Genomic DNA, 13,423 nt, shown 5'->3' with positions numbered 1-13,423 from the left:
AAATGGTTTCATTAAACAAAATAATCCAAGCAAAGATAACGATCGGTCACTTTGTAAATAAAACTCCGTTTGCGCTAAGTGCAAAACTTAGCAAAATTTTAGGCGCAAATGTCTATCTGAAAGAGGAAAATTTACAACGAACCGGAGCTTACAAGATAAGAGGCGCTTACAATAAAATAGCTAGCCTAAGCGATGAGGAGCGAAAACGTGGTGTCGTGGCTGCAAGCGCTGGCAATCACGCTCAAGGTGTGGCGATAAGTGCAAAAGAATTTGGCGTGCATGCTTGCATCGTCATGCCAGAATCAACCCCACTTCTGAAGGTGGCTGGCACGAAGGATCTTGGCGCTGAAGTCATTTTAAAAGGTGATAACTTTGATGAGGCGTATGAATTTGCAGTAAATTATGCCAAAGAAAAAGATATGACCTTTGTTCATCCATTTAACGATGAGTACGTCATGGCAGGGCAGGGCACTGTTGGGCTTGAGATGCTTGATGAGATAAGCGACCTTGATATGGTTGTAGTGCCAGTTGGCGGCGGTGGCTTAGCTAGCGGCGTGGCAAGCTGTATAAAACAAGTCAATCCAAAAACTAAAGTCGTTTGCGTCGGTGCAAAGGGCGCTCCAGCGATGTTTAATAGCTACGGCGCTAAAAAGAGCATAAACTCAAAGTCAGTTCGCACTATAGCCGATGGCATCGCTGTGCGTGATGCGAGCGAGATAACACTTAAAAATATCGTTGAGTGCGTGGATGAGTTTGTTCAGGTCGATGATGAGGAGATCGCAACTGCGATTTTGTTCTTGCTAGAGACGCAAAAGATCGTAGTTGAGGGAGCTGGCGCAGCTGGCGTGGCAGCACTTATGCATGATAAGATCAAATTTAAAAAAGGTGCAAAGATAGGCGTGGTGCTAAGTGGCGGAAATATCGATGTTCAGGTGCTTTCTATCATCATCGAAAAGGGTCTTATCAAGTCTCACCGCAAGATGACCTTGCAAATCACGCTTGTAGATAAGCCAGGAGCACTCATGAGCTTAACTGATAGTCTTAAATCAGCAAATGCAAACATCGTTAAGATCGACTACGACCGCTTCTCTACTAAGCTTGACTACGGCGATGCAAGCATCACTATCACGCTTGAGACAAAGGGTCTTGAGCATCAAGAAAAGATCAAAGATACGCTTAATAAAAACGGCTTTTCTTTCACTCAACTCTTCTAAATTTACAAGCTCGCTACCTTTTAAAGTAGCGAGCATTTCTAACTAAAACAATATCTCAAATTTAGCATTTACGCTGTTTGATCTTACATCTTTAGCAAAAGCTCCAGTGTAAGAAAGGCCTAAATTTACATTTTTATAGACATTTGCTTTTATGCCAAGGCTAGCTGTGCCAAGGTTTTTAACCTCTTTACCCTCTAGCTCTAGATATCCAGCATTTGCGACATTTACGCCGATAGTTGGTTTTGTGTCGCCAACTAGTCTGTTATATGCTAGATCAGCTTCAAATTTCATCTTGGTGTTACCTAGACTAAATGGTACACTAGGGTTTAGACCAAGGCTAAAAATGCCTAAATTTCTAGTTTTTTCATCAACATCCATTTTGAAAATTCCTACATTTTGGCTTGTGCTATCAGTTTTCATGCGTAGATAGCTTGCACCCACATAAGGATTTAGCGAGAAATTTTCTGTATTAAAGCTAGTTAGGGCTAAATTTGCATAAGCATTAAGCGCTTTTTCTTTGCTTTTTATATGATCGTTTGAGTAAAAGCTTGCGATTGTTGCACCATTTTGAGTTTTGCGCTTAGCATCTGTGTATAGGACGCCAAGGTCTAGTTTCGTGCTAGCGATCTCGCTTTTGCCGTATATGCCGATGCTTTTGCCTTTTGTCTTATAGGCATCATCACCGTCTTCTTTTACTTTTTCTGTGCTAGCACCAAGAATACCGCCAAGTACAAATGCGTCATTTACACTGCCGTCAAATCCAAAAAGCTGTGTCATAGAGTTTGCTTTTATGTCATTAAATTTCATAGCGTCAAACATGGTATTTGACCAAAATTTCATACCGTTTGAGTCGCTTGCTCTTATGCCAAATGGGTCAGATTCGTGGTTGATGACTGCATTTTTAAGCATGATGCTTTCTAGTAAAAATGCATTGTGCTGAGCTAAATTTGCCTCATTTGCAAATGTTTTTAGAGTTTGTTTTGCCTCTTTTGGTGTAGTGTAGATGAAGTATCTATAAAGATCGCTTGTGATAACTGCTGGCCTGCTTCTAAATGGCGAAGGAAGTAGCGCTGGCTTGCTAGCTGTGCTTTCTATGAGCTCTGCAACTTTCTTTTGGTTGTCATTAGCTGCGATGCTTGTCATTGTATTTTTTGATTTTTTAAGAGTAAGCTCTAACTTGTTGTCGCTATAGTTTTTACTAAGATCAAAAAACGCATACTCTCTTGAAAGGGTATCTTCATAGCCTTTGAAATTTCCAGTTGCAGTAAATGTCTTTGATTTTGTGCTGTCGTTATAGAGCCTTTGCATGATCTCTAAGCTTGGCTCACTTATGTTTATAAATGAGTTTTTCTCAAAGTTTAGATCCAAATTTGAAGCGCCGTTTGAGACGATGTAGCTACCGCCTGATTTGATAGTGGCTTTTACTACGTCATTTGAGCTTTTTTTGGTCACTTCTCCTAAAGATAGTTGCAAGGTAAATTTATTTCTACTAACCTTTGGCACGCTCATTTCTCTTACAATTTCTAGTGCGCCGCCATTTTCTACTATCACGTCGCTTGATTTTAGAGATTGATTAAGAGCTGTGATCTTGCCGCCTTTTATTATGGTCTTGCCAGTGTAAGAGTTGTCTCCTGCTAGGCTTAGTGTGCCTTGACCTCTTTTTATAAGAGTACCTTCGTAGCCCTCACTTGCCCTTAACTCTCTTGCTCTTTCTCTAGCGTTACCTATCTCAAGTTCGGCTTTTTGCTCTGGTGTTAAATTTGCTATTTTTTCTAGCTCAGTCTTGCGCTCGGTCCAAATTTTAGCCTCTGCATCATCTTCTGTTTTTCTAAATTTGATGGCCACATCGCTTATGTTGTTTGAGTAGATATCATCGCTATTTAAATTTATATCAAACACGCCTAGAAGCTGACCTGGTCCAAACATCGCCTTATATAGATCCACTACGCCCCAGCCCCAGCGCTCATCAGGCACTCCAAGCGCAGCACTAAAGCCTGAAATTTTTCTAGTATCAGCTGGCTCTTTGAAGTCATCATGAATTTGCCTTGCAGTAGTTAGTAACACCTCTCTTATCTGAGCGTTACTCATATATGGGTATCTTTGCATGATGACACCAAGTGCACCAGTGACGTGTGGAGCTGCCATTGATGTGCCGCCTTTTGTGCCGTAGTCTGCTTTGCCAGTTTTTAGATCAACGACGGTTGAGTATATAGGTTTTGCAGGTGCTGCCACGCTCCACCATTTTGAGTGGCCAGGTGTGTTATAGCGCTGCGTGTCGCCCTCTAGCTGGCCAGTGACGTTTAGCCAGTACTTCTCAGCATCAGGTCTAAAGTATGGAAGCATCGCTCTTGTATATGACTCTTTCATCCCGTCTCTATTGCCAGCAGTAAAAATTTGGATGACGCCATATCTTGTAGCGACCTCATAGGCTGCATCTAAGAAATTTTTGCCATTTACTACAAATGGATAGTAGCTTTTATAAGCAGCATCAAGATCTTTGATATCTAGGTTATTGCCGCCATCATACCCAGTAGCACCTTCGTAGGCTTTGTAAAATTTACGGTTTGAGCCCCAGCTGTTATTTATCGCTCTAGCTCCACTCTTTGCTAGCCCTTCGTATGATTTTAAAAAGAAGTTGTAGTCTTGATTTGGACCATATGTCATGCCGTCAGTGCCGCCGGTATTGCCCATTATAAGTCTTGCATCAAATGCTACGCCGTGCATACCCACGCCATCTCTTGAGGCAGCTATCGTGCCAGCTACGTGAGTGCCGTGAGAGTCATTTACTCCAGCTATCCAGTCACCATCTATGCTAAATTTTTCACCTTTTTTAAAGTCACCAAAGTCTTTTTTATTTTTTTTATCGCTGCCTTTTCCGACTAATGGTGAGTTGCCATGCTCGGTATCTGGGTATCTTTGACCATCTTTATAGTAGCTACCAGAAACTTTTAGCGCGCTTACTCTGCCATCACTAAATTCTGGATGGCTAAGTAGCACACCAGAGTCCATAACGCCAAGCGTTACGCCTTTGCCAGTTGCTCCAAGAGCATATGCAACGGCTGCGTTCATGCTCACTAAACCCCAGTCGGCCTTATACTCATCGCTCTGCCAGCTTTTTATATCGCCAAATTTACCTCTGTTTTGCTCACTAGCACTTAGCTGATTAGCAAGCAAAAGAGTGCAGCAAGCAACACTTAAAAGGATGCACTTTTTGCTTGAAACGGATCTTTTCATATCTCGTCCTTTACATAAAATTTAAACCAATTCTAAAATTCTTAAAATAAATTATTAATTAAAATAATAATAATTTAATGAAAAATCGTAGGCTAAATTTACGAAAATATACGTTATTTACGCTAGTTTTACATTTAACAAGATATTTTATAAAAGACTTAATCTAAAATTAGTTATTTAAATATAATTTTTTTTATCTCTATTTTTAAAACTATTATTTATATATTTTTTTAAAGGATTATTATTTTTCATTAAATTTACAGGACTAAAATTTCGCAAATTTATTCAAGGATGGGATATGAAAAAGAGTTTATTAAGCCTTGCGTTGTTTTGCACTTTAGCTTTTTGTGCCGATGATGAGGTGGTTGGCAAACAAAACGATCAAGTATGGATAGGAGCTATGGGCGGATGCAATCTTTATGTATTTTCACTAAAGACGACTGACGCGCCAGTAGATAAGCTAATAGCCAAAGATGAGGCGCAAAAAGAGCTTGTGGCAAATACTAAAAATTTACCAAACAAACACAACGTAATGTTTGCAAAGTGCGATGACTACACGGCGCTCATAGATAGCGGCTATGAAGATAGCTTGGAGGTTTTAAAGTATGATCTGCAAACTTTTGGCAAAATAAAGCCGGAGGATCTAACCTATGTCATCATCACGCACGCTCATCCTGATCACATAGGCGGGCTCATAGATGGAGGCAAAAAGACATTTAAAAACGCCAAGCTTCTTATAGATGAAAAGGAGTGGGACTACTGGATGAAGGGCAAAGATGAGAGGATAAAAGAAATTTTATCGCTTTATAAGGATGATAAGAGCTTTTTTGACCATAAAAAGCCACTATTTGACGGGGCGCTAAAGATCATGGCTATCCCAGCTTACGGTCACACTCCAGGGCACAACATGATAAGCTTTGAGGCAGATAACGACAAGATCATCTTTATAGCCGACCTTCTTCACGTCCTAGCAGTGCAAGAGGTCGAGCCAAGCATATCTATCACTTATGATATAGATCCAGCCCAAGCTGCAAAAACGAGAGAAAAGGTGCTTGATGGCTTGGAGGACGAGACTACAAAGATAATAGGAGCTCACATGCCTTATAAGAGCCCCATCACATTGCCAGAGTGAGTAAATTTCTTTTGCTTTACAAATTTAGGATAAAATGCGGGCTTTAAAGGAGAAAATATGAGCGAATACGCAAATTTGATATTAGCTATCTTGCTAGCTATTTTGGCATTTGCATTTTATAGGTCAAACAAGGCACTAAAAAAGGCAAAAGACGATAGCGAAAATGTCTCAGTAAGCACTGAAATTTCGCAGCTTAAAAGCATCGGCGAACTATCTGTTTTTCAAGTTTATAGCAAAGAGATCGTCACAAAAACAGATCATGCGTTTGGAAATTTTGGCAAAGAGTATCTAAGGTGGCTCGTAAGCGAGAAGAAGCTTTCGATGATATTTGAGTTTGAGATAAATTTCATCTACGATCTAACCAGCCCAAAACTTGAGATCATGCAGATCGCAAACTCTAGCTATAAGATAAAAATGCCCCCATGTAAGTATAAATTTTCAATCGCCGATATGAAATTTTACGATGAGAAAAACGGCAAATTTATACCATTTTTGTTGCCTGACTCACTAAATGGCTTTTTTGGTAGCACTTTTACTGAAGAAGATAAAAATAGGCTCATAGAAGAGGCAAGAAATGAAGTCAAAAAGATGAGCGTTCGCCTTATCTCGCAGCTTCAAAGCAAAATCCACAAATCAGCTCGCGATACGCTTGAGGCGATAGCTAAGAGCTTTGGTGCAAATAAGGTCGAGTTTGTCTTTGACGATAGTGACGAGCAGATAAATGAGCAACTAAATTTAGAAAATATCGCATAAAAATTAAATTTAAAGGAGAAAAAATGAGTGTAAATTCACAAGAGGTCACACAAACACCTGGTAACAACACAGTCTTTCAAACATGGGTCTTAAAAGGCGACAAAAAGGCATGTAAAGAGGGCTTTGCTAAGCTTTGTGCTTTGGTTGTAAATTTAAATAAAACTGCCAAAGTTAGATTTGGCGCAAATGAAAATGTAAATTGCGTCCTTGGCGTGGGTCATGATGCTTGGAAAAAGCTTGAAATTTCAAAAGAATTACCAAAAGAGCTTGTAAATTTTAAAGCTATAAAAGGCGATAAACATGAAGCTGTTAGCACAAAGGGCGATATCCACATCCATATCCGCGCGCTAAATGCGGCTGACTGTTTTGACATGGCGCAAAATATCAAAGAAGTTTTGTTTAAATTTGCAGAGCTTACAGATGAGACTCAAGGCTTTAAGTACCATGACGGTAGAGCGATAATTGGCTTTGTCGATGGCACTGAAAATCCTGATGGTGAAGATAGAGATCTTTTTGCAAAAGTCGGCAAAGAGGACGCTAAATTTAAAGGTGGTAGCTACGTTTTTGTCCAAAAATACTTCCACAAAATGAAAGAGTGGAACGCCACAAGCGTAAGCGAGCAAGAAAAGGTTATAGGCCGCTCAAAAGAGTATGACATCGAGATGGACGAGAGCGTAAAACCTACAAATTCACACTCAGCTGCTGCAAATGTCGGCGACGATAAAAAGGTCGTGCGCGGCAATATGCCATTTACTGAAGGCAGCAAAACCGGCACTTACTTCATTGCTTATGCAAGCACATTTTCAACGGTTGAGCTTATGCTTAAAAAGATGTTTATCGGCGAGCCAAAAGGCAACTCAGATAGGCTGCTTGACTTTAGCACGCCAGTAACTGGGGCTTTATATTTTGCTCCTACGCTTGATATGCTTGGTGACTACGAGGGATAAATTTAGCTTGGGGCGAAGTAAATTTGCCCCTTTAAATTTATAAGGATAAAGATGCCAGAGTGGTTTATCTACGCAGCTCTTTCGGCTGTTTTTGCTGCACTTACAGCGATCTTTGCAAAGCTAGGCGTAAAGGACATCGACAGCGATTTTGCGACATTTATAAGAACGATCGTTGTTGTTTTGATGCTTGTTTTGCTTTTAAGCGTGGCTAAAAAATGGCAACCGCTAAGCTCACTAAGTCCTAAAAACTGGCTCTTTCTCATATTAAGTGGCATGGCGACTGGGCTTTCGTGGCTCATGTATTTTAAAGCTATGCAAGCAGGTAAAGTCTATCAAGTAGCGCTGGTTGATAAATTTAGCGTTGTGCTGGCTATCATTTTGGCTGTCATATTTCTTGGTGAGAGGCTAAATTTAAAAGAAATTTTAGCTGTTTGCCTTATCGTATCTGGCGTGTTTCTACTCATTTTTAAATAAAATTTTCTGCGTTATTCTTAAAGTATATTTTTAATTTTAATTTGTAATTAATTAAAAAGCCCCTAGAATTTGACAATTTCATTTTGAAGGGAGAAATATGAAAAAAATTATTCTATCAGCCATCGTAGCTTGTGCTGCATTTGGTGCAGGTATGAACTACACAGATGTCGTAAAGGACGTATATGCTGACGCAAACTCAGCTAAGAGCATAGGCAGGCTGCTACCAACCAACGCAGTTGAAATTTTACAAACAAGTGGCGACAGAGCGCAGATCAAAGTAAAAGGCTATCAAAACCCAGCCGTTAGCAACGTGGTTTATTTTGCTGATGGCGCGAGGATCATCTCAGTAGCGTTTGCAAAAACTGCACCTTTTGACATCAAAGTCATAAAAGAGGGCAAAAACGGTAAATGGAACGAGGTAGAGACAACGGTTTTTGTTCAAAAAGATGGCTTTAGCACTGACGTAAATGCGATGTTTGCAAAAGCTGATAAGATGTATAAAGAGAGCTGTGGCGTTTGCCATGCGTTGCCTCAAACTACGCATTTTAACGCAAATCAGTGGCCGTCACTGCTAAAATCAATGATCGGCAGAACAGCGATAGAGAAAAAAGACGAGTGGCTAGTTATCGAATACCTACAAAAACACTCATCTGACGTAAATTTAGGCAAATAAGGAGAAAAAATGAACGAGAACAGACGAGATTTTCTAAAAAAAGGTGCAACAGCACTTGCAGCTACACCTTTGCTTTCAGGTGTAACAGCTTCAAATTTGTTTGCTGATGAGGTTAAAAAGGGCGTTGTAAAAAATGGCGAAACTCTTACAGCTGCTCACTGGGGCATGCTAAAAGTGACAACCAAAAACGGCATCGCTGTAAAGTCAGAGCCTATCCAAAAGACAAGTGAAATTTACAACCCACTTCAGCACTACACACCAGATATGATCTATAAAAGTCGTATCAAACACACAATGGTAAGAAAGAGCTACCTTGAAAATCCAGATAGCCCAAAACCAGAGCTTCGTGGCATAGATGAGTGGGTCGAGGTGCCTTATGAGGACGCGATCAAGCTAGTTGCTAAAGAGCTTAAAAAAACAAGAGCGCAAAAGGGCTTACAAAGCGTATTTGCAGGTAGCTACGGCTGGAAATCAAGCGGAAATGTGCATAACTCAATAATTTTACTTCATAGATTTATGAACCTTAGTGGTGGTTTTGTTGGCTCATTAGGGGATTATTCAACAGGTGCTAGCCAGATCATCATGCCTCACGTTGTAGGTAGTATCGAGGTTTATGAGCAGCAAACTAGCTGGCCAGTCGTGCTAGAAAACTCAAAAGTCGTAGTCATCTGGGGTGCAAACCCACTTGCGACACTTCGCATAGCTTGGACAGCGACTGATGAGCAGGGCTTTAAATACTTTGAAGAGCTAAAAAATAAAAAAGATATCAAAGTGATCGTTATCGATCCTATCAGATCTGAAACAGCACAATACTTTGACAAAGCTCAGTGGATCGCTCCAGTGCCAAACACCGACACAGCGATGATGCTAGGCATGATGCACTACCTATATGAAAGCGGCAAATACGATAAAGAATTTATCGAAAACTACACTTATGGCTTTGATAAATTCCTCCCATATCTACTTGGCAAGACAGACAACACTCCTAAAAATTTAGAGTGGGCGAGCAAAATTTGTGGCATCGACAAAGATACTTTAAAAGAGCTAGCTGATACATTTGTAAGCAACCGCACGATGCTAATGAGTGGATGGGGCATGCAGCGCGCTCATCACGGCGAGCAACCACACTGGGCGATGGTGACACTTGCAGCTATGATCGGTCAGATCGGACTTCCTGGCGGGGGATTTGGTTTAAGCTACCACTACTCAAACGGCGGCGCACCAACATGCAAGGGCGCAGTCATCGGCGGTGTAAATAGCGCAAGTGTGGGTAAATTTAACGAAAAAGGCGAGTTTATCGGCACTGATACGGGAGAATTTGACAAACGCGGTCGCTTCGTAGCAAAAGCAGCCGCAGTAGCGGGTACAGGTCAAAGCTGGCTACAAAAAGCAACCAACTACGCTTTCCCAGTAGCTCGTATCGCTGATGCGTTGCTTCACCCTGGCAAAGTGATAGATCATGACGGCAAAAAGATCACCTACCCAGACATCGACTTTATCTACTGGGTCGGCGGCAACCCACTTGTGCATCACCAAGATACTAATACAAATTTAAAAGCGTGGAGAAAGCCAAGAACCGTAGTCGTTCATGAAGCTTACTGGACACCAACAGCTAAGATGGCTGATATCGTCTTTCCAGTCACAACAGAGTATGAGAGAAACGACATCACGATGACTGGCGACTACTCAAACATGAACATCGTGCCGATGAAACAAGTCGTTGAAAAATACCGCGAAGCAAAAGATGACTATCAAATTTTCACTGACCTTTGCAAGGCTTATGCTAAAAATTTAGCCATCGCCTACACAGATAACGGCAAAGACGAGTTTGACTGGATCAAAGAGTACTATGACGCAGCCTACGCTCAAGTAAAAGCGGTCCCTGAGCTTGCAAGCGATATGAAGCCATTTGAAGAGTTTTGGAATGAAAACAAACCAGTCACATTTGCCTCATCTCAAGATAGTGATAACTGGGTAAGACTTGGCGAATTTAGAGAAGATCCTGTGCTAAACGCACTTGGAACGCCTAGCGGTCTTATCGAAATTTACTCAGATACGATCGAGAAAATGGGCTATGATGACTGCAAAGCGCACCCAACTTGGTTTGAGCCGATCGAGTGGCTAGGCATGAAAGATAAACCAGCAAAATACCACATGATAAGCGCTCACCCAACTGACCGCTTGCACTCACAGCTAAGCCAAACTTCACTTCGTGAGAAGTATGCTATCGCTAACCGCGAGCCAGTGTGGATAAACGAAAATGATGCAAAAGAGCTTGGCGTAAAAACTGGTGATTTGGTGTGTGTATTTAACGCTCGTGGCGAGGTACTAGCGGGCGCATATGTGACTAAAAACATCAAAGAGGGCGTTGTAAAACTAGCTGAGGGCGCTTGGTATGACGGCTTTGATAGTGGCATCTGCAAAAACGGCTCTGCAAACGTGCTAACCATAGATATTCCAACAAGTAAGCTAGCAAACGGCAACATCAGCCACACAGCTCTTGTAAATATCAGAAAATATCAAGGCGATGAAGCACCAAAACTTACAGCGTTTTCTGAACCAAAATTTTCTAAATAATCTCAAAGCAGGGGAGTGATCTCCTGCTTAAATTTATCTTTGCTTATAAAATATCTTTAACTACTTTTTCAAATTTATCTATTCATTTTCGTAAATTTTAGAGAAAATTTAAATATTTTTTATTAATTAATATTATTTATTTGTAATTAAAATTTTCTTAAATCACCTAAAATAGAGCATTTGTTTAGTAAAGTAAATTTATTATTGCTTAAATGTAATTTATATTTTCAAGTTATATTTAATTATTAAAGTAATAAAATCCGCTTCGTTTTTTGGGAGAAACAGCCAATATAACGTATCTTGTAATGCAAAGGAATGAAAAATGAATAATCTAAGTATAAAAATAAAGATCCTACTAATTGTAATTTTAAGTCTTATTTGTTTAAGTACGACAAGTATTTATATTTTAAATGGCGTTTTTAAGACTAGAAGCCAAGCTGTATCAAGCCTTAATACAGCTGAAGATATCATAAAACAAAGTGAATTTATCCATGAACTTCAAAAAGAGCGCGGCTATAGCGCAGGCTTTATAGCTAATGGCAAAGATGCTGATAAAAATTTAAAAGAGCAAAGAGCTAAAGTTGATGGCGTTTTGTCTAAACTTTCTAATAAAGATGAACTCTCAAGCGAGCTTAATAGCATAAGAGCAAAAGTAGATAGCAAAGAAAGTTTTGCTCTCATAGCTCCTAAATTTCACGATATGATCGAAAATACACTTATATTTGAAAATTCTCTCGCAAGCAGCTCTGAGCCTGATATGAAAGATAACTTGGCTAGAATTTTTAGTATCTCAAAGATCAAAGAGTATTTTGGTATCACAAGGGCGGTGCTAAATGCTGCCTTTATAAAACATAACATCGATAAAAATACATACGTAAATTTGGTTTCATTTAACGCAAACATCAAAAATCTCATAAATGACTACGTGAAATTTAACGCAGGCACATACGCAGATAGCTTGCAAAAAGAGATCTTGCAAAGTGATGAGTTTAAAAAGATAGATGATATCATCAAAAGTGCTATCGCTACTCCAGATGAGACAGCTGGCAAGATCGAAGCGGCTAGTTGGTTTCAAAGCATCACAAATTTGATCGATAGCTTTAGAAGCTATGAGCTTTATTTGTTAAATGATATGAAAGATAAAGCTTTACAAGATATGAGCGAAGCTGGCAACTTAGCTGTTTCTATGGTTATTTTGCTTGCCTGTTTTATACTATTGCTTGTTTTGGTTTCATTTTTTGTCGGTAAAAATATCATCTCAGGTATCGATAGCGTAAAGGGCGGGCTAAGCGAGTTTTTCTTATATCTAAACAACAAGACAAATTCTGCCAAACTTCTAAGCTTAAAAGGTAAAGATGAAATTTGCATCATGTCTTCTCTTATAAACGAAAACATCCAAAAGATCCAAACAGCTAAAGAAAATGAAAATGCTTTCATCCAAAAAGCCAACACCTTTGTAAATGAGATAAAAGATGGCAACTATGAAGCAAGCTTAGAAGCTGATACTAATAACCCAGCTCTAAATCAACTAAAAAGCACATTTAAAGATCTACAACTTGCTCTTAAAAGTGCAATATCAAGTAATGGTAAAGATGTACTTGATCTACTAAACACTTATAAAAACCAAGACTTTACAAAAAGACTTGATGATGATGGTAAGATAGCAAGTGGTATAAACTCTCTAGGCATTGAAATATCTAAAATGCTAAATGACAATCTAAACCAAGCTCAAGTACTTGAAGAAAAAGCTAAACTTCTAGCTAGCTCAGTATCAAAAGTAGCAAGCTCAGCAAACACTCAAGCAAATAGCTTACAAGAATCAGCAGCTGCAGTTGAGCAAATGTCTAGCTCAATGAATGCCATCTCTCAAAAGACAGCTGATGTTATAAGACAAAGTGATGAAATTAAAAACATCATAACTATCATTAGAGATATAGCAGATCAAACAAACCTTCTAGCTCTTAATGCTGCAATAGAAGCAGCACGTGCAGGAGAACATGGTAGAGGATTTGCAGTTGTTGCTGATGAAGTTAGAAAACTAGCTGAACGTACTCAAAAATCTCTTGGTGAGATAGAAGCAAATACAAATGTATTAGCTCAATCAATAAATGAGATGAGTGAATCAATTAAAGAGCAAAGTGAAGGCATAAATATGATAAATCAATCAGTTGCTCAAATAGATCACCTAACAAAAGAAAATGTTGTAATTGCCAACCAAGCAAACGAAGTAACATCAGAAGTAGATGAGATGGCTAAAGCTATTGTTGAGGATGTTAGGAAGAAGAGGTTTTAAAAGACTTATTGTAAAGATAACCAAAGACCACGATAAAACACAAAGCATAGTCCTCTAAATTTAGAGGACTATGTGAATTTTAGACTACTTGTTTTTCTGCTTTAAATTCTAAATTTAACTTATAAA

Annotated in this window: 9 protein-coding genes and 1 pseudogene; 9 read left to right on the top strand and 1 reads right to left on the bottom strand. The window is 39.4% G+C overall.

The annotated features are described in order from the left end of the window. Positions 1-2 precede the first annotated feature (2 nt). A complete protein-coding gene (ilvA, locus tag CCS77_RS05585) occupies positions 3-1,214 on the top strand; it encodes a threonine ammonia-lyase (RefSeq protein ID WP_002942811.1) in 1,212 nt (403 codons plus the stop codon). A gap of 42 nt (positions 1,215-1,256) precedes the next feature. Here the strand turns inward: ilvA and CCS77_RS05580 are convergent, their stop codons facing one another. Further along, complete coding sequence (locus CCS77_RS05580) at positions 1,257-4,448, bottom strand: S8 family peptidase (RefSeq protein ID WP_107916815.1); 3,192 nt, start codon at positions 4,446-4,448, stop codon at positions 1,257-1,259. A 298-nt stretch (positions 4,449-4,746) separates the two neighbouring features. Between CCS77_RS05580 and CCS77_RS05575 the strand changes: the two genes are divergently transcribed. The 8 genes and pseudogenes from CCS77_RS05575 (at position 4,747) to CCS77_RS10860 (ending at position 13,297) form a co-directional block, all read left to right on the top strand. Next, positions 4,747-5,580 carry an MBL fold metallo-hydrolase gene (locus CCS77_RS05575; protein ID WP_107916814.1) on the top strand — a complete coding sequence of 278 codons (834 nt, stop codon included), beginning with the start codon at positions 4,747-4,749 and terminating at the stop codon, positions 5,578-5,580. Between the two features lie 57 nt (positions 5,581-5,637). Continuing rightward, on the top strand, positions 5,638-6,333 hold the full coding sequence (locus CCS77_RS05570) for a DUF4230 domain-containing protein (protein WP_002942821.1): 696 nt from the start codon (positions 5,638-5,640) through the stop codon (positions 6,331-6,333). A gap of 23 nt (positions 6,334-6,356) precedes the next feature. Further along, positions 6,357-7,280, top strand: a complete 924-nt coding sequence (locus CCS77_RS05565) for a Dyp-type peroxidase (protein ID WP_021085056.1) — start codon at positions 6,357-6,359, stop codon at positions 7,278-7,280. 51 nt (positions 7,281-7,331) lie between these two features. Beyond that, complete coding sequence (locus CCS77_RS05560; RefSeq protein WP_107916813.1) at positions 7,332-7,754, top strand: EamA family transporter; 423 nt, start codon at positions 7,332-7,334, stop codon at positions 7,752-7,754. Between the two features lie 97 nt (positions 7,755-7,851). After that, positions 7,852-8,427 (top strand): cytochrome c, encoded by a 576-nt coding sequence (locus CCS77_RS05555; RefSeq protein ID WP_002942837.1) that lies wholly within the window; start codon positions 7,852-7,854, stop codon positions 8,425-8,427. Between the two features lie 9 nt (positions 8,428-8,436). Then, complete coding sequence (locus tag CCS77_RS05550) at positions 8,437-11,004, top strand: molybdopterin-dependent oxidoreductase (protein WP_107916812.1); 2,568 nt, start codon at positions 8,437-8,439, stop codon at positions 11,002-11,004. Positions 11,005-11,326: 322 nt separating this feature from the next. Next, positions 11,327-12,127: pseudogene (locus tag CCS77_RS10865) on the top strand (nitrate- and nitrite sensing domain-containing protein); the annotation flags it as partial. Between the two features lie 9 nt (positions 12,128-12,136). Continuing rightward, a complete protein-coding gene (locus CCS77_RS10860; protein ID WP_430516333.1) occupies positions 12,137-13,297 on the top strand; it encodes a methyl-accepting chemotaxis protein in 1,161 nt (386 codons plus the stop codon). Positions 13,298-13,423 lie beyond the last annotated feature (126 nt).

Source organism: Campylobacter concisus, from assembly GCF_003048375.1.
Classification (GTDB): domain Bacteria; phylum Campylobacterota; class Campylobacteria; order Campylobacterales; family Campylobacteraceae; genus Campylobacter_A; species Campylobacter_A concisus_T.
The sequence above is the reverse complement of the archived record's forward strand: the minus strand, read 5'-3'. Positions and strand labels throughout refer to the sequence as shown.

Bases quoted from the DNA above. Each gene is read 5' to 3' on its own strand.
- ilvA (WP_002942811.1), top strand. From the start codon at position 3: ATGGTTTCATTAAACAAAATAATCCAAGCAAAGATAACGATCGGTCAC.
- CCS77_RS05580 (WP_107916815.1), bottom strand. From the start codon at position 4,448: ATGAAAAGATCCGTTTCAAGCAAAAAGTGCATCCTTTTAAGTGTTGCT.
- CCS77_RS05575 (WP_107916814.1), top strand. From the start codon at position 4,747: ATGAAAAAGAGTTTATTAAGCCTTGCGTTGTTTTGCACTTTAGCTTTT.
- CCS77_RS05570 (WP_002942821.1), top strand. From the start codon at position 5,638: ATGAGCGAATACGCAAATTTGATATTAGCTATCTTGCTAGCTATTTTG.
- CCS77_RS05565 (WP_021085056.1), top strand. From the start codon at position 6,357: ATGAGTGTAAATTCACAAGAGGTCACACAAACACCTGGTAACAACACA.
- CCS77_RS05560 (WP_107916813.1), top strand. From the start codon at position 7,332: ATGCCAGAGTGGTTTATCTACGCAGCTCTTTCGGCTGTTTTTGCTGCA.
- CCS77_RS05555 (WP_002942837.1), top strand. From the start codon at position 7,852: ATGAAAAAAATTATTCTATCAGCCATCGTAGCTTGTGCTGCATTTGGT.
- CCS77_RS05550 (WP_107916812.1), top strand. From the start codon at position 8,437: ATGAACGAGAACAGACGAGATTTTCTAAAAAAAGGTGCAACAGCACTT.
- CCS77_RS10860 (WP_430516333.1), top strand. From the start codon at position 12,137: ATGAAAGATAAAGCTTTACAAGATATGAGCGAAGCTGGCAACTTAGCT.